Source organism: Pseudomonas sp. PA1(2017) (genome assembly GCF_001945375.1).
In the GTDB taxonomy this organism is placed as follows: domain Bacteria; phylum Pseudomonadota; class Gammaproteobacteria; order Pseudomonadales; family Pseudomonadaceae; genus Aquipseudomonas.
In genome coordinates this window covers 183,908-200,978 of sequence record NZ_MSXU01000015.1, presented here as the reverse complement: position 1 = coordinate 200,978, position 17,071 = coordinate 183,908, and the positions used below count along the sequence as shown (strand labels likewise).

11 protein-coding genes and 1 pseudogene are annotated in these 17,071 nt (G+C 65.3%); 7 read left to right on the top strand and 5 right to left on the bottom strand.

What is annotated here, in order from left to right; all coding sequences use genetic code 11:
* The first annotated feature begins 151 nt into the window (after nt 1–151).
* From BVH01_RS21560 to BVH01_RS21545, 4 genes and pseudogenes are all read left to right on the top strand, one after another.
* Nucleotides 152–1,484 (top strand): annotated as a pseudogene (locus tag BVH01_RS21560) (DUF3100 domain-containing protein).
* A 13-nt stretch (nt 1,485–1,497) separates the two neighbouring features.
* A complete protein-coding gene (locus tag BVH01_RS21555) occupies nt 1,498–2,388 on the top strand; it encodes an NAD(P)-dependent oxidoreductase (protein ID WP_218189122.1) in 891 nt (296 codons plus the stop codon).
* Entirely contained in the window at nt 2,385–3,890 is a 1,506-nt protein-coding gene (locus BVH01_RS21550; RefSeq protein ID WP_075932288.1) for an aldehyde dehydrogenase family protein, read from the top strand. The genes BVH01_RS21555 and BVH01_RS21550 overlap by 4 nt, the downstream gene beginning before the upstream one ends.
* Before the next feature lie 20 nt (nt 3,891–3,910).
* Nucleotides 3,911–5,083 (top strand): M20 aminoacylase family protein, encoded by a 1,173-nt coding sequence (locus tag BVH01_RS21545; RefSeq protein WP_139317889.1) that lies wholly within the window; start codon nt 3,911–3,913, stop codon nt 5,081–5,083.
* A 61-nt stretch (nt 5,084–5,144) separates the two neighbouring features.
* On the opposite strand, the gene BVH01_RS21540 is transcribed toward BVH01_RS21545, so the two are convergent.
* The gene (locus BVH01_RS21540) at nt 5,145–6,488 is read right to left on the bottom strand and encodes an MATE family efflux transporter (RefSeq protein ID WP_075932287.1); all 1,344 of its coding nucleotides are present in this window, start codon (nt 6,486–6,488) and stop codon (nt 5,145–5,147) included.
* A gap of 146 nt (nt 6,489–6,634) precedes the next feature.
* Between BVH01_RS21540 and BVH01_RS21535 the strand changes: the two genes are divergently transcribed.
* The 3 genes from BVH01_RS21535 (at nt 6,635) to BVH01_RS21525 (ending at nt 10,626) form a co-directional block, all read left to right on the top strand.
* A complete protein-coding gene (locus BVH01_RS21535) occupies nt 6,635–7,138 on the top strand; it encodes an RNA polymerase sigma factor (protein WP_256562819.1) in 504 nt (167 codons plus the stop codon).
* Complete coding sequence (locus tag BVH01_RS21530) at nt 7,135–8,082, top strand: FecR domain-containing protein (protein WP_083659519.1); 948 nt, start codon at nt 7,135–7,137, stop codon at nt 8,080–8,082. The genes BVH01_RS21535 and BVH01_RS21530 overlap by 4 nt, the downstream gene beginning before the upstream one ends.
* A gap of 141 nt (nt 8,083–8,223) precedes the next feature.
* On the top strand, nt 8,224–10,626 hold the full coding sequence (locus BVH01_RS21525) for a TonB-dependent receptor (RefSeq protein WP_075932285.1): 2,403 nt from the start codon (nt 8,224–8,226) through the stop codon (nt 10,624–10,626).
* Nucleotides 10,627–10,686: 60 nt separating this feature from the next.
* Here BVH01_RS21525 and BVH01_RS24870 read toward each other — a convergent pair whose 3' ends face one another.
* The 4 genes from BVH01_RS24870 to BVH01_RS21505 all read right to left on the bottom strand — a co-directional run bounded on the left by BVH01_RS24870 (nt 10,687) and on the right by BVH01_RS21505 (nt 16,925).
* On the bottom strand, nt 10,687–13,068 hold the full coding sequence (locus tag BVH01_RS24870; RefSeq protein WP_083659518.1) for a TonB-dependent siderophore receptor: 2,382 nt from the start codon (nt 13,066–13,068) through the stop codon (nt 10,687–10,689).
* An 87-nt stretch (nt 13,069–13,155) separates the two neighbouring features.
* A complete protein-coding gene (locus BVH01_RS21515) occupies nt 13,156–14,085 on the bottom strand; it encodes a FecR domain-containing protein (RefSeq protein ID WP_075932284.1) in 930 nt (309 codons plus the stop codon).
* Complete coding sequence (locus BVH01_RS21510) at nt 14,082–14,636, bottom strand: RNA polymerase sigma factor (RefSeq protein ID WP_218189121.1); 555 nt, start codon at nt 14,634–14,636, stop codon at nt 14,082–14,084. The genes BVH01_RS21515 and BVH01_RS21510 overlap by 4 nt, the downstream gene beginning before the upstream one ends.
* A gap of 114 nt (nt 14,637–14,750) precedes the next feature.
* A complete protein-coding gene (locus BVH01_RS21505) occupies nt 14,751–16,925 on the bottom strand; it encodes a TonB-dependent receptor domain-containing protein (protein WP_075932283.1) in 2,175 nt (724 codons plus the stop codon).
* Between the last annotated feature and the right edge of the window lie 146 nt (nt 16,926–17,071).

Below are 17,071 nucleotides of genomic sequence, written 5' to 3'. Positions count from 1 at the left end.
CAAGCGTTGCCGGGATACCGCGACGCCGCATGCAGGCCTGGCCGAAAGGTTCGCTCTGCATGACAACAATAAATGCGATTGAACAATTCAATTCCTGCCATTTCGATCACTTGGCCAGTGCCCATGCGCTGGCGCGTCAAGGGGAACGCCTATGCCTCCTATTTCTGCTTGTTCGCAGCAAAACGTCAGTCAGTTGCGGCTGTATGTGCTGGCTATCGTCATTGTTCTGATCGCGGAAGCGCTCGGGCCACTGTCTATCCCACTCGGTATTGGCAAGGTGGTTCTTTTGCCGATGATATGGGCGTTGCTCATGGGCTTGGCATTGGGGATCTGGCATAGCCGCTTGCCTGGCGTCGCCCGTGTCGATCTGCCCATGCAGTTCCAGGCGTCCGCCATTTTGCAGCCGGCGCTGCTGATCTTCATCGCTAAGCTGGGGCTGCTGGTCGGCGGGGCCTTACCGAAGTTGGCCGAAGCGGGCTGGGGCCTTGCTGCTCCAGGAGTTCGGCAATCTGTTCGGTTGCGTGCTGCTGGGCATGCCGGTGGCATTGCTGCTGGGCATCAAGCGCGAAGCCGTCGGTGCGACTTTTTCCATCGGCCGTGAACCGGGCCTGGCGATTATTGGCGAGAAGTTCGGCATGGATTCGGCCGAGGGCCGTGGCGTACTCGCCGAGTACGTGACCGGCACGCTGATCGGCGCCATCTTCATCTCGATCTTCGCCGGCTTCGTCACCAGCCTCAATGTGTTCCATCCCCTGGCCCTGGCCATGGGCGCCGGGGTTGGGTCGGGCAGCATGACGGCCGCCGCAGTGGGCGCCATCGCCGCGCAACAGACGCCCGAGATGGCCAAGGACGTGGCGGCTTTCGCCGCTGCCAGCAATCTGATTGCCACGACGCTGGGCACCTACCTGACGTTGTTCGTCTCCCTGCCGTTCGCTGTCTGGGCCTACCGCGTGCTGGAACCAGTGCTGGGGCGCCGGCATAGCGGTGAAGTCGCCACGGCCCCGAGCGAGATGGAGCGTGCCGCCGCCGGCATGAGTGTGCCCGATCTCAAGTGGCTGGAGCGTCTGCTCGCCTGGGCCGTAGTCGGGGCCATGGTGCTGTTGGGCAATTGGGTCGGTTTCGGTGTACCGATTCTGGAGGCCCTTCCGGGTGTGGCGCTGATGATCGGCGCAGTGATCATCGGTGATCTCGTCTACCGCGGTCTGGGCCGCAAGATTCCAGCCGTGTGCTGGGTATCGCTGGTGGCCATGGGCATGACCTTTCCTGGTTTCCCGTTGGCCGGCGTGGTCAGCGAACTGACCGGCAAGGTGAGCTTCCTGGCATTGATTACACCGATGCTGACCTTCGCCGGCCTGTCGCTGGCCAAGGACCTGCCTGCATTCCGCCGTCTGGGCTGGCGCATCGTGGTCGTGTCGCTGCTCGCCAATGCCGGCGTGTTCCTCGGCGCCGCGTTCATCGCGCAGTTCTTCGTGCATACGCTTTAAACCAGGAGAGATCATGAACCAAGCATTTCCAGACATTCAGCGCGTTGCCGTCATCGGCCTGGGCAACATGGGCGCCGGCATGGCGCTGAGCCTGCAGCGCGCCGGTTTCTCCGTCAGCGGCTTCGACCCGTCACAGGCCGCCCGCGAGAGGCTGGCCGGCAAGGGCGTCACGCTGTTCGATTCGCTGGCCGAGTTGGTGGCGCAGGCGCAGGTGATCGTGCTGTCGCTGCCGACGTCCGACATCATCGAACGTGTGGTGCTGGGCGAGGAGGGAATCGTCGCCCACGTTCGCCAGCCGACCATCCTGCTCGACACCTCCACCGCCGATCCGACCAGCACGCGGCGCATTGCCGAGGCGCTGGTGAACAGCGTGATGACGCTGGTCGACGGCCCCGTCAGTGGTGGGCCTAAGGCGGCCCATGGCGGCACCATGACCATGCTGTTGGGCGGCGATGAAGCGGTGCTGGCACAGCTCTCGCCGGTGCTCGATGCGCTGACCGGCAAACGCGTGCGGGTCGGTGAGGTGGGCGCCGGGCATTCGGCCAAACTGCTCAATAACCTGCTGTGCGGCATGCACCTGCTTGCCGCTGGCGAGGCCATGCGCATCGCCCGTGGAGCCGGTCTGGAGCCCGAGGAAATCCTCAAGGGCATCAACGCCGGTTCGGGCCGCAGCGGCGTGACAGAAGTGAACTACCCCACCTGGATACTCAACGACGCCTTTGATTCGGGGTTCACCATGAAGCTGATGCGCAAGGACCTGCGCCTGGCGGCCGACCTGATCGCCCGATCCGGCGCCGGCGTGCCGCTGGCCGAGGAGGCGTTGCGCCTCTGGCAAACATCGTCGCCGGCGATCGCCGATGCCGACGACTTCAATTGCATCGTCAACTACGAGGAACAGCGATGAACAGCGCCGAGCAGAAAATCACCGAGGCTTTTGGGGTGTTCTTCACCGAAGGGCAGTCGGTGGGATCCTACATCGCCGGGCACCTGCACGCTGGTAGTGCGCAGCCCATCGCCCTCAAGCAAGCCGCTAGCGGTCAGGACAGCCTGACCTATGCCGACGGTGGTGCCGAGGCTGCCGAAGCCGCCGTGACCGCTGCCCGTGACGGGCAGGCACGCTGGTGGGCGATGACTCACGCCCAGCGCGGGCGCCTGATGTTCGCGGTCGGCCAGCGTGTTCGCGCCAGCGCCGAACAGCTGGCGCGCCTGGAGTCGGTCAGCTCTGGCAAACCGATCCGTGACTGCCGCGGCGAGGCCATGAAAGTGGCGGAAATGTTCGAGTATTACGCCGGCTGGACCGACAAGCTGCATGGCGAGGTCATCCCGGTACCGACCTCGCACCTCAATTACACGCGGCGTGAGCCCATAGGTGTGGTGCTGCAGGTCACCCCCTGGAATGCGCCGTTGTTTACCGCCGGCTGGCAGATTGCTCCGGCCATCGCCATGGGTAACGCGGTTGTGCTCAAACCCTCCGAGCTGACGCCGTTCACCTCGCTAGCACTGGCGCGACTCGCCGAAGAGGCCGGCATCCCGACGGGCGTCATCAACGTGCTGGCCGGTTACGGTCACAGTATGGTGCCGGCTGCCCTGGCTACCGGGCAGATCGACAAGCTGGTCTTCGTCGGCTCGGTGCCGACCGGCGCCAAGGTCGCCGAGGCGGCGGCACGTCATTTGGTACCGTGCGTACTGGAGCTGGGCGGCAAGTCGGCAAATATCGTCTTCGCGGATGCCGATCTAGACCGTGCCGTGCTCGGTGCTCAGGCGGCGATCTTCGCCGGGGCCGGGCAGAGTTGCGTGGCTGGCTCGCGCCTGCTGGTGGAGCGCAGCATCCATGACGCCTTCGTCGAGCGCTTCGCCGCTGGCGCCGCGCGCATCCGCGTCGGTGATCCCGAGAGCGACGGCACCGAGATCGGCCCTATCTGCAACCAGGCCCAGTATCAACAGGTGCGCGAGCTGATCGAGCAGGCGCAACGCGAGGGCGCGCGGCTGGTGGGCACGCCACCCCAGGCCGGACAGGGCTACTTCGTGCATCCCACCGTGCTGGCTGATGTGCGCAACGACATGAGCATCGCACGCACTGAAGTGTTCGGGCCGGTGGTCGCGGTGATTCCCTTCGACGACGAGGAGCAAGCCATCGCCATCGCCAACGACACTCCGTTCGGCCTGGCGGGGGCCGTGTGGACGCGCGACGTTGGCCGCGCCCACCGCTTGGCCAATGCCGTGCGCGCCGGGACTTTTTGGATCAACGGCTACAAGACGATCAACGTGGCGTCGCCGTTCGGTGGTTATAAGCACAGCGGCTACGGTCGCTCCAGTGGCGTCGATGCGCTGCGCGAATACACCCAGATCAAGAGCGTGTGGGTGGAAACCGACAAGGAGCCGGCGACGGCCTTCGGTTACCTGTGATGCCAGGAGAGAGGACGATCATGAGCACTATCGATACGCTGGATACCGGGCAACTGCAAAGCTGGCGGCACGACTTTCACCGCCATCCGGAAACCGCCTTCGAAGAACATCGCACCAGTTCCCGGGTCGCCGAACTGCTGCGCCAGTGGGGCCTGAGCGTCGAGACCGGCATTGCCGGTACCGGCGTGGTGGCCACGCTGCAGGGCACACGTGGCGAGGGCCCGGCCATCGGCCTGCGCGCCGACATGGATGCCCTCCACGTGGAGGAGCTCAACGCTTTCGCCCATGCTTCCAGCCACCCCGGCCGCATGCACGCCTGTGGCCACGACGGACACACCACCATGCTGCTGGGGGCGGCCCAGGCGTTGGCCGCGCAGGCGGATTTCGCCGGGCGCGTCCACTTCATCTTCCAGCCGGCCGAGGAAAACGAGGGCGGCGCGCGGGCGATGATCGAGGCCGGCCTGTTCCAGCGCTATCCGCTACAGGCCGTATACGCCTTGCACAACTGGCCGGGCTTGCCGGTCGGCGAGGCAGCCGTGCATGCGGGGCCAGTGATGGCGGCGTTCGACATCTTCACCCTGACCCTGCGTGGCCAGGGTTGCCATGCCGCCATGCCCCATCTGGGCAAGGACACGCTGCTGGCCGGCTGCCAACTGGTGACCCAGCTGCCGGCGCTGATCGCACGGGAGAACCAGGCGCACCAGCCCGCGGTGCTCAGCGTCACCAGCTTCCATGCCGGCGACACCTACAACGTGATGCCCGAGCAGGTGCAACTGCGCGGTACCCTGCGCTGTTTCGACATGGGCCAGCGTGCCACGATCGAGCAACGGCTGCGCGACGTGATCGCCTCGGTGGCCACCTTGCACGGCCTGAGCGCCGAGCTGGACTACCGTGTCAGTTACCCGGCGACCGTCAATCACCCGGCCCATGCGGCTCGGTGCGCGGCTGTGCTGGAAGGCGTACTGGGCAGCGGCCGGGTGCACCGCGACCTGCCGCCGAGCATGGCCTCGGAAGACTTTTCGTTCATGTCCCAGGCGTGCGCCGGTGCCTACATCTGGCTGGGTAACGGGCAGGACAGCGCGTCGCTGCATAACCCGCGCTACGACTTCAACGACGCCTTGCTGCCACTGGGCGTGCAGTACTGGACGGCGCTGGTGCGCTCGCTCTTGGGCGCCGATGGCGTGCCGGGCTGACGGCTGAACCGGTCATCTTATCGCTCAGGTGCTAAGCGCCCCAGTGCAGGTCAATCTCCTGTTAACTGCCCGGCGCCGCCAGCCACTGATCACGCTGCGCCAACCGCCAAGCCAGCACGCCAAGGGCCAGGCCGCGCAAGGCCATGAAGGCCAGAAAGGCTATCCACAAACCATGGTTGCCGAACCCCTGCAGCGCCAGGGCGATCGGCAGGCCGATGGCCAGGGCCACGAGCATCGCGTTGCGCATTTCGCGGGCGCGGGTGGCGCCGATAAACAGCCCGTCGAGCAGGTAGCTCCACACCGCGAACAATGGCAGCAGGGCAAGATACGGCAGATAGTGGCCGGCGGTCTCGCGCACCGCGGCGATATCCGTTTGCAGGTTGACGAACAGGTGGCCGCCGACGGCGAATGCCACGGCGAACACCAGGCTGGCCAGCAGCGACCAGATACCGGCGACGATGAGGCTGCGCTTGAGGGCCAGGCGATCCCGTGCGCCGATGGCATGGCCGCACAGCGCCTCGACCGCATGGGCCAGGCCATCCAGTGCATAGGCGGTGATCAACAGGCCGTTGAGCAGCAGAGCGTTGGCCGCCACCGTGGCGTCGCCCAGCCGCGCGCCCTGGATGGTGATCAGCAGGAACACCGCCTGCAGCGCCAGCGAGCGCAGGAAGATATCGCGGTTCACCGCCAGCAGCGCGCGCCAGCTCTGCCACTGGGCCATCGCCGCCCAACGGGTGTTGCCCGGGTGGCGACGCAGGGCGCGCCGCGCCAGCGTCAGGCCGACCAGCAAACCGCCCCATTCGGCCAGCACCGCAGCGCGGGCGGCGCCGACCACTTCCCAGTGCAGCCCGAGCACGAACCACAGCGACAGCACGATGTTCAGCAGGTTGGTGACCAGCAGCATCACCAGTGGTGCGCGGGCGTTCTGGGCGCCGAGCAGCCAGCCGATCAGCGCGTAGTTGGCCAGTGCTGCGGGCAGGCCGAGCAGCCGCGTATGCAGGAAATCCCGGGTCAGGCCGTCGAGCTCGGCGGATGGGTTCATCAGGCCCAGCGCCAGGCCGCTGAAGGGAACCGCCAGTGCGCCGAGCAAGAGTGCCAGCAGGGCGGCGAGCAGCAGGCCCTGCACCAGCACCTGGCGCAGCGCACCGCCATCGCCGCGCCCGCAGGCCTGGGCAGCGAAGCCGGTGGTGCCCATGCGCAGAAAACCCAGCACCCCGACGATCAGGATGTACAGGCTGCTGCCCACCGCCACGGCGCCCAATTGATGGGCGTGGGGCAGGTGGCCGACCACCGCGGTATCGACCAGCGCCACCAGGGGTACGGACAGGTTGGAAAGGATCATCGGCGCCGCCAGCGCCCAGACCTTGCGGTGGGTTGGCGCATGGCGCCAGGCATCACGGAACATGGGTCACTCCCTGCAGGCTGCGCAGTATAAGGGCGTTACCGATTCCAGGCGCGTGACTGCGGTAGAAGGCTGCCCGTCGCATCGCATTGAAAATTGTTCGCAGCGGATATATGTTCGCAACCCTTTCCCGGCACGAGATCCCCCGAGTGCGCCCGCCCCGCGACAGCGATGCCCAAGACGGCCAGTTCCAGCGCCATGCCGGCGAGCTGCTGCGTTTCTTCACGCGGCAGGTCAAGTGCAGCGAGTTGGCGGCCGACCTGCGCCAGGAAACCTGGCTGCGCTTCCAGCGCCGTGGCAGTGACGAAGTGGGCAACCTGCGGGCCTTTCTGTATCGCATCGCCCGCAACCTGATCATCGATCACCTGCGCCAGCAGCAGGCGCGGCCCGTGCAGGAAGACGTCCCGGTGGAGCTCGCTTGCGAGCAGCCCGGCCCCGAACAGATCGTGGGTGACGGGCAGCAGCTCGGCCGGCTGCAGGGTATCCTTGAGGACTTGCCGCCCCACCTGCGCCAGGCGCTGCTGTGGAATCGCCTCGACGGCCTGACGCAAAAGGAGATCGGCCAGCGCCTCGGAGTTTCCGAAAGCATGGCCGGGCGCTATATCCTCAAGGCCCTCGAACACTGCCAGCAGAAAATGGATTGGATGCCGTGACCGCCGACGCTTCGCTTCTCGCCCAGGCCAGGGAATGGCAGGTACTGCTGCATTCCGGGCGCGCCACGGTGGCCGATCACCTGGCTGCCAAAGCCTGGCGCGAACGCTCGCCGGCTCACGAGCAGGCTGCCCGCGACGTTGATCGGCTTTGGGCATTGCTGGGCCAGGTGCAGCAGCCTGCGACCGTGCAGCCCGTTGCCGCGCCAGCCCGGCGGCCGGCGCGCCGACGCCGCGCGCTGCGCTGGAGCGTACCGATGGCCAGTGCCGCGCTGTTGCTGCTGGCCCTGTGGCTACCCCAGGGCGCCTGGCTCGGCTGGTACGCCGACGTGGCGACGGCGCCCGGCGAAGTACGCACCCTGGAACTGGACGATGGTTCGATCCTCACCCTCAATGGCGCCACGGCGCTGGACTGGACGCTCGGCAAAGGACGACGGGAAGTACGCCTGTACCGCGGCGAGGTGGATTTGCAGGTCGCCAAGGACGCCAGCCGGCCGTTCATCGTCGAGGCGGGGCCGGCGCGCATTCGGGTCACCGGCACGCGTTTCGATGTCGACTACGATGGCCGCGATGTGGTGTTGGCCGTGACCGAGGGGCAGGTACAGGCCAGCGATGCAAAGGATCAGCCGCTGCCGGTAGGCGCCAACCAGCAGGTGCGCTGGAGCGGCGATCATCTGCAGGCGGTGCAGCCACTGGATGCCCGTCAGCAGTTGGCCTGGCAGCGGGGCAAGCTGGTGTTCCGCGCCCAGCCGCTGAGCGAGGTGTTCGCCGCGCTGGAGCGCAGCCAGCGCCAGCGGGTGATCTTTCTCGATGACAGCGTGCGCGAGCTCAAGGTTACCGGCGTGTTCGCCCATGACGACCCGCAGGCCGTGCTGCGCGCCATCGAGAGTGCTCTCCCGGTACGCCTGGTGCGCCTGCCCGGATTATTGCTGGTCAGCCGGGCCTGAGCCGCCGCCGCGTAATTCGCGGCACTGGCGCGCGCTGGAAAATAATCGTGGTTGCGGTTCAGAAATGTGCGGGTGCTTCGTCTTCCTCTCTGCAAATGCGACTTCTTCGCATGACCTTATGCAGAACACAGGAAATTCAGCATGCGCCTGACGCGTACTCCTCTCTGGCAAGCCATCGCCACCGCCCACCTGCTGCTCGCCGCCACCAGCGCCTCGGCCCTGGAGTTCGACCTTCCAGCCCAGCCGCTCGACGCGGCGCTGACCGACTTCGCCGAGCAGGCCAACGTGCGCCTGCTCTACGATGCCAGCCTGACCCCCGGCGATCGTCAGGCGCCAGCTCTCAAGGGCGACTACTCGGTGGACGAGGGCCTGCAGCGGCTGTTGCAGGGCAGCGGCCTGAGTTATCTGATCGGCGCCGACGGCACGGTCAGCCTGGTGCCGCTGAGCAGTGACGCCGGCTCGCTGCAACTCGACGCCACCACCGTCAGCGGCCAGGCCGATGGACGCCTGGATCTGCCAGTCGAGTACGCCGGTGGCCAGGTCGCCCGCGGCGCGCGGATCGGCATGCTGGGTAACCAGGATATGCAGGATGTGCCGTTCAGCTTCAGCAGCTATACCTCCGACCTGATCAAGAATCGCCAGGCGCAGAGCCTGGGTGACGTCCTCAACAGCGATTCGGCTGTGCGACAGTCCTACGGCTTCGGCAACTTTTCGCAAGTGTTCGTGATTCGCGGTTTCCAGCTGTATAGCGACGATATCGCCTTCAACGGCCTGTACGGCATCCTGCCGCGGCAGATCATTTCGGCCGAGTCCGTCGAGCGGGTCGAAGTGTTCAAGGGCGCCAATGCCTTTCTCAATGGCTTTGCGCCCGGAGGGAGCGGCATCGGTGGGGCGATCAATGTCGTGTCCAAACATGCCGAGGACACACCGACCCGAAGCGTGACCGTGGACTACGGCAGCGACAGCCGGGTCGGTACGCACATCGACCTTGGCCAGCGTTTCGGCGAGGACAATCGTTTTGGCATTCGCGTCAACCTGGCCAAGCGGGATGGCGAGAGCGCCATCGACGACGAAAGCAAACACTTCACTCTGGCGGCGGTCGGCCTCGACTACCGCGGTGACAGGCTGCGGGTCTCGACCGATTTCGGCTACCAGAAACAACGGGTCAACGAAGGGCGTTCTCCGGTGTATCTGGATACGACGTTGACCAGCAGGCTTGGCGGCAAAACGCCCAAGGCCCCGGACTCCAAGAGTAACTATGCACAGCCCTGGAGCTGGTCACAGCTGGAAGATACCTACGGGATGCTCAATGCCGAGTACGACCTCAGTGATCACTGGACGGCGTACATGGCAGCCGGCGGCAAGTACACCCGCGAGAATGGCATTTATGGATCAACCTACGTGAATGCGCTCGATGGGTCGGCGCGTGTCGGACGGCTGTATTCGCCGCTCGATCAGGAGAATCTCAGTGCGCTGGCTGGGCTGCGCGGCAGCTTCAATACGGGCTCCGTGAGCCACCAGCTCAACCTGGCAGTAAACGGCCTGTGGACGGAAAAGAGAAATGCCTACGAGTCCACGGCTGCAGGCAGCCGGCGTTTCGGTAACCTCTATGATCCGGTCGATGTAGCCGAGCCGGTTGCCACCACCCGTGCAGGTGACATCCATGATCCGAAGACCACGGCCAAGGTGCAGAACCGTAGCCTGGCAGTCTCCGAAACACTGGGCTTTCTCGATGACCGTGTGCTGTTGACGCTGGGCGCTCGCCGACAGTCGATCGGCTCGGATGCCTGGAGCGCGGTTGATCGGTCACGTACAGCCAACTATCAGGAAAGCATCACCACGCCGGCCTATGGCGTAGTGGTGAAACCAACCGAATACCTCTCGCTCTATGCCAACCGCATCGAGTCGCTGCAGCAAGGGCAGACGGCGCCGTCTACTGCCAATAATCGCAATGAGGTGTTCGCACCCTATCGAGCCAAGCAGACCGAGGCTGGCATTAAGTTGGACTGGGGCCTCTACGGTGGAAGCCTCGGTGTCTATCGCATCGAGTTGCCGCAGGGCGTATTGGGTGGCGATGGCAACTACCGGGTGGACGCACAACAGCGTAACCAGGGCGTTGAATTGAGCGTGTTTGGTGAGCCGATGCCAGGCCTGCGTTTACTGGCCGGAGGTACCTGGATCGATTCTGAGTTGAGCGGTGGCGTCAGTGGCACAGAGGGTAACCGCGCTGTCGGCGTGCCCGAGTTTCAGTTCAACCTGAGCGCGGATTGGGACGTTCCGGGAGTTCCCGGTCTCGCGCTCAACGGCTTGCTGCTGCGCACCGGCGGGCAGTTCTACGATTCTGCCAATAACTACAGCATCCCGGCCTGGACGCGTGTCGATCTTGGCGCCCGCTACGCCTTCAAGGTCGAGCAGCGTGGCGTGACGCTGCGTGCTGGCGTGGAAAACGTGGCAGGCAAGGACTACTGGGCATCCACCAACGGTGGCTACCTGACCCAGGGCGAGCCACGTACGCTCAAGGTATCGGCCACCCTGGATTTCTAACTCCTGCTCATCGCGACGAATCGTGACGCCCGAGGACTGCTGTCCTCGGGCTCGTGCCAACTAGAACGTCAACCGCAGCCCCAGCGTCGCGTTGCGCGGTGTGCCGTAGTAGGCCGTGGACGTGCCGGTGTAGTACTCCTTGTCGAGCAGGTTGTTGACGTTGAGCGTCGCGCTGAGCTGTTCGGTGATGGGGTAACGGGCCATCAGGTCCACGACGGCATAGCTGTCCTGAGTGAAGCGCACGCCGTTCGGGCCGGAGCCGTCCGTATAGGCCGCGTTCTGCCAGTTCACTCCGCCGCCCAGGGTCAGGCCGTTGCCGATGTTTTCCAGCAGGTAGCTGGTAAACAGCTTGGCGGTGTTCTGCGGGATGTTGGTGTTGAGCGCGCGGCCGTCGGAGTCCTGCACGATATTGCGAGAGAAGCTGGTGCTCAGTTGCCAGTTCGGTAGCAGCTCGCCGGTCAACTCCACCTCGAAACCGCGGGTCTTGGTGCCGGATTCGGCGCGGTAGGCCTGGTCACCATTGGGGGCCGTCTGCCCGTCTATGGCGACGGCAAGATTGTCCTGCTCGATCTGGTAGATCGCCGTGGAGAAATTCAGGCGGTCTTCGAAGAACCCGGCCTTGATGCCGGCCTCGTAGCCTTTGCCTTCCAGTGGGTCGATGAACGCCCCGCTCGCCGTACGCCGATTCTGCGGTTTGAAGATGCTGGTGTAGCTGGTGTAGACCGACCAGGTATCGTCGAGGTCGTAGACCAGGCCGGCGAAGGGCGTGAACACACCAGTTTCTGTCCGCCTGCTGGTCTCGTCAGTGGCATTGTAGTTATCGGTCTTCTGCACGCTCTGCCAGTCGGTGACCCGGCCACCGAGAATCAGCGAGAGCTTGTCGGTAGCACGCAGGCGAACGCTGCCGTAGGTGGATTCCTGGCGCTCGTTGTAATCGGTGCGCCCGGTCACTTCGAAGTCCGGCTTGGCTGGTGTCTTGCCGTCCCACCCGTAATAGCTGGGGATCGAGCCCATGTACCAGAGCCGGTAGTTATCCGCCTTGTAGTGGGTTTGCTGACGTGCGTGGCCGATGATCAGGTCATGGCGCTGGCCGAAGGCCTCGAAGGCGCCGCTCAGATTGAGGTCGAGGCTGTCCTGTACCGGTGTAGCCGCCCAGCGTCCGCCGTAGGTCTCTCCACCGCTGCCCGTTTGCCGATCCGGATAGGACCAGGCCGACGCATGGCCGATCACCTCGTCGTAGTCGTAACGCCCGCGGTTGAAGGTGGCCATGGCTTTCCAGTTCTCGTTCAACTGGTGTTCCAGGGAGGCGAAACCGTTGGTGTAGTGCCGCTCGGAGTAGCCCCAGGCGGTGGCGGCCGAATCCGATCGAGACCAGTCGGTACGCGAGCCATCGCTGTAAAAGAGCGGCAGGCCGAGGCGCGCGTGATTGTTGGCGTCGTGGTGCTGCACGTCGGCCCCTACGCTGAGCAGCGTATCCGGCGTCAGATCGGCCTCGACGATGCCGTAGAGCACCTTGTGGCGCTCGTTGAGGCGGTCGATATGCGAGCCGGCGTCGCGGTAGGCGGCGACCATACGCGCTCGTACGGTACCGCTTTCGTTGAGCGGGCCGCCGCTGTCCAGTTCGATCGAATTGTTGTCCCAGGAGCCGGCCTTCAGGCCGATGCTGCTTTTCCATTCGCTGGTGGGGCGTTTGCGCACCAGGTTGATGGTCGCGCCGGGCGTGCCGACGCCATTGGTCAAACCGGTGGCACCGCGGATCACTTCGATACGGTCGTAGATCGCCAGGTCACTGCTCTGGAAGATCGAGGCATAGCTGCTGTTGAGCAGTTGCACGCCATCGATCTGGTAGTTCTCCACCTCGAAGCCGCGGGAGTAGATCGGGCTGCTGTCCGAGCCGCTGTTGCCGCCCTGATGCAGGCTCAGCCCCGGCGCCTGGCGCACCGCGTCGGTGAGCTGCGTGAGGTTCTGGTCATCGAGGCGCTGGCGACTGATCACACTTACCGACTGTGGCGTTTCGCGCAGTGTCAGCGGCAGCTTGGTCGCCGTGCTGGTCGAGCCGGTGGTGTAGGAACCGGTGCCGTCGGTGGTGTCGCCCAGGCCCGTGCCGGTGATGCTGGTGGCGTCCAGTTGCAGCGAGCTGCCGAGGTCGTCACGGGTGATGATCAGGGTGTTGCCAGCGTGCTGGTAACTCAGGCCGCTGCCGGCCAGCAGCCGTTGCAGCGCCACCGTTGGCTCCAGCGTGCCATTCACGGCGGGCGCCTGCAGGTGGCCGGTCAGGCTGCTGTCTGCCGCGATGCTCAGGCCAGCGGCTTCGCCCAGTTGGCGCAGGGACACGCTCAGTGGCTGGGCCGGCAGGTTGAGCTCGACCGGCGCGGCCAATGCAGGCGCCACCAGCGCGACGCTGACGACGGCCAGCAGGTTGCGCAGGGAGGAGTGGGGCATCAGGACATCCTTTTCAGAGTCGGGAGTGGGATGCCTGACTGACGGCGCTCGGTGGATTTCCCCTGATGCGTGGCCGACGAACGGTCGTCAGCGCGGGCGCAGTTCGGTGTGCTGCGCGCCCTCGCTGACCCGCACCGGGGCGATGTTCGGCAGGGCACGGATGAAGTCCTCGACATCGCTCAGTTGCAGCACGGCGCTGATGCGCGGCTGTGGATAAGTCGTCTGGGTCGCCACCGAGCGTTCGCGGTAGCGCGACAGGCTGGCGGCGATTTCGCCGAGGTCGGCGTTCTCGAACACCAGGTTGCCGCGGGTGAAGGCCAGGGCATTGCTGGCGGCCAGGTCGACCCTATGCAGATGGCCTGCGCCATCGACCTCGATCACCTGGCCGGCGCCGACCTGCCAGACTTCATCGGGCTGGCGGCTGCTGGCTACTTCGACCAGGCCGTGGTCGACGCTGACCCGCAGGCGGTCCGGCAGGCGGTTGACCACGAAGCGGGTGCCGCGCACGGTGATCTGCGCCAGGCCGCTGTCGATCACGAACGGCCGGTACGGGTTGCGCGTTACGTCGAACAGTGCCTCACCCTGGCGCAGATCGACCTGGCGCTGGCGCCAGCTGTAGCGCACGTTGATTTCGGTGGCGGCATTGAGCTGCAGCTCGCTGCCATCACGCAGGGTGATCTGCTGGCGCTCGCCGATCGGTGTCCGCAGTGCCATTTCCTGGGGGCTCAGCCGGTAACCGAGCCAGCCGGCAGCGGCGGCCAGCATCAGCAGCAGCGCACAGGCGCCGCGGCGCAGGTAGCCTGGCCGTTCGCGTTGCTGGTGCTCCATGGCCTGGGCGAGGGCTTCGGTTCGGCTGGTGCTGCCGAAGTCATTCCACAGCGCTTCGAAGGCGCTGTACTCCTCGGCATGTTCGGGGTTCGCCGCCAGCCAGCTGCGAAAGGCCGGTTGCTGCGCCAGGCTGGCGTCACCGCGGATGCGCAGGAACCAGGCGGCCGCCTGGGTGGTGGCGTCACTCATGGCTGCAGCAGGTCGCGGGCGCGACGCAGATCGATCAGCGCGCGCATCATGTGGCGCTCGACCATGTTCAGGCTGATGCCCAGGCGCGTGGCGATGTCGGGCTGCGTGTAGCCTTCGATGCGCGCCATCCAGAATACCTGGGCGCAGCGCTCCGGCAGGCAGTCGAGGATGCGCTGCAGGGCCTGCAGGCGTTGCTGGATATCGAGCAGGTGCTCGCACGAGGGCGCCACCTGGCCTGGTGCCACGTCTTCGGGGTTCTGATCTTCGAGCGATTCCAGGCGCGATTCGCTGCGGTAGCAATCGATCAGCACCGAATGCGCAACTCGGCGCAGGTAGGCGTTGGGCTGCTCGACGGGCCGGCGGTGCTGGGCCAGGGCGAAGCGCAGCAGGGCGTCGTGCAGCACATCGTAGGCGCGCTGCACGCAGCGGGTACGTCGGCTAAGGCTGATCAGCAGGTCGCTATAGGCCCAGCCCAGGTCGATGCCTTGCCAGTTGACCTGGGCAGGCTCGCGAACAGCGGCAATGTTGGCCTGGAACGCGGCAGTCGACACGGTGAATCCTCTGGCTGGCGGAAGCGGCCAGAGGATAGGCATTTGTCAATGATTCGTAAATAACAATTATTGCTATTTGAGTGCGAGCCGTTCGGCGTGCCGTCGAGCAATCGGTCAGTTGAAGCTGTAGGAAACCCCGACGAACGCCCCGAAGCCTTCGCCCGGAGTCGAGCGGGCGGCGTCGGCGCCGTTGTCGTCGTAGCCCGGTGTGACGGTGGCGGCGTAGCGCTTGTCGGTCAGGTTGCGCAGGTCCAGCCAGGTTTGCCAGTCGTCTTTCGGCGAGGCGTAGCCCAGGGTCGCGCCAAAGATCGCGTAGGCATCGGCGTAATAGGAATTGGCGTAATCCACCGCCACCTTGGAGGCGTACTGGGTGTTGAGCCCGGCGTAGAAGCCGCTCGGGTGGTCGTAGCGCAGCTCGGTCTGGTAGTAGTGGCGGGGCAGGCCAGGCAGGCGATTGTCGCCAAAGGCGCCGTCGTCGCGGTAGTGGAAGTCGCTGAACGTGTAGGCCTGGCGCAGGGCCAGGGCGCCAGTTGCGCCACCGTTCCACAGCGGGCTATCGAGGCCCAGCTCGATGCCCTGGTGCACGGTGGGGCTGGCGTTTGCCTCGGAGAACACGTTGCTCTCCACTGGTACGGTCAGCAGTTCGTGGCGCACTAGCGAGTAGTAATAGGCCACATCCCACTGGCCCAGGGCCGAGTCGCCACGGCCGCCGATTTCGACGCTGGTGGCGGTCTGGTTATCCAGCGAGATCGGCGCGCGCTGGCGGGCACTGTACGGCTGGTTGCTGTTGGGGAAACGCAGCGGCGAACTCCAGAGCATCGACCAGGCGTGGGGCGGTTCGACCGAGCGGCTGACATTGCCGTAGAGCTGCACGTCCGGGTTGAGCTGGTAGCGCAGGCCGATACGCGGCGCGTAATCCCAGGTGTGCTCGCTGAGCTTGTCATCGGTGGCTGGCCAGGTCACCTCTACTTCACGGCGGGTATAGATCAGCGCCAGACCGCTGGTCAGCCACAGGTCGGGGGCCAGTTCGGTTTCGTTGCCGATATGCAGCACGTTGTCCGAACCCAGGTGCTCGTAGGCGCGCATCAGCGTTCCAGCCGGGTAAGTGGTTGTCGGACCACCGCTCGGGCCAACCGTGATCGGCAGCGCCGCATTTTCCCTGGACTTGCTGCTCGGCAGGTTGGTGGTGCTGCGAAAGCCGATGGTGGTGGTGCTGTCGAGCCCGAACAGGCTGTGGCGACGGGTGTAGTTCAGGGTGCCGCTCACGTCGCTGTAGTCCACGCGCACCCGATAGGTGTTGCCGTTGGGCGAGCTGTTCTCGACGATATCCATCGGGTAATGGTGATAGGCCAGGCCAGCCACCAGGGTGGAATCGTCATCGATCTGCCAGGTGGTCTTGTTGGCCAACCAGGTGCTGCCGGGTTGATCGCGGTGCGCATCGATGCGCAGGTTGTTGGCGGCGGCAGCCCGTGGGTCGTGCTCGATCTGCGCTTTGCTCAGGCGCCCCGGCACCTGGTGCTCGGTCTCGCGATAACGCAGGTAGAAGCGCGTTTCCAGATTCTCGTTGAGGCGATAGCCGATGTTGGCGGCCACGCCCTGGCCCTTGCCTGATGCGTGATCCTGATAACCGTCGTAACGGCTGTCGGTGACGTTGACGTAGTAATCGAAATCGCCCAGCACCTGGCCGGAGCTGACGCTGCGCTTCTGGTAACCGTGGCTGCCGGCTTCATAGCGCAGTTGCAACTTGTCGGCATCACGGCCTGTGCGCGTGATGTAGTCGATGGCGCCACCCAGGGCCAGGGAGCCCTTGTCGAAACCATTGGCACCGCGCAGCACTTCGGCGCGGCTTATCCACAGGGGTTCGAGCAGCTCGTAGGGCGTGCCGCCGGAACCGGTCAGCGGCAGGCCGTCGAGCATGATGTGGTTGCCGGAGGCATGGGAGCCGGGGCCACGGTTGATGCCCGAGCCACGGATGGCGATCTTGATGCCCTCGTTACCCGGCGACTGCGCATACACGCCCGGCTGGTAGGCCAGCACATCGGCATTGCCGGCCACGCGGCCTCTTTCGACGCGAGCCATATCAACCAGATTGGTGCCGCCGGGTACTCGCTCGAGTTGCTCCGCGGCCGCCTGCTGCTCGGTCAGCGCCTGCTCGGTGATCTGTACGCCTTCGAGCTGCAGGCTGCCCTTCGCGGTTTCGGCATGGGCGGCAGGCAGCGCCGCCCAACCTAGCAGGCTGGCAGCCAGCAGGTGACGTGGGCGCAGGGCGTACGGGGGCAGGCAAGGCATTCGGCAGGTTCTCCGTGGAGCGGCATTTGGAATAGCGCGGGGTAGGACGGTGGCTCGTTGCGATAAGCCACGTCTGGCAGTTGGCAATCCGCTAATGGTGCCGGGGTTCTCGGGATAGAGGATGGGTTAACTTTCTCGTTTAGCAT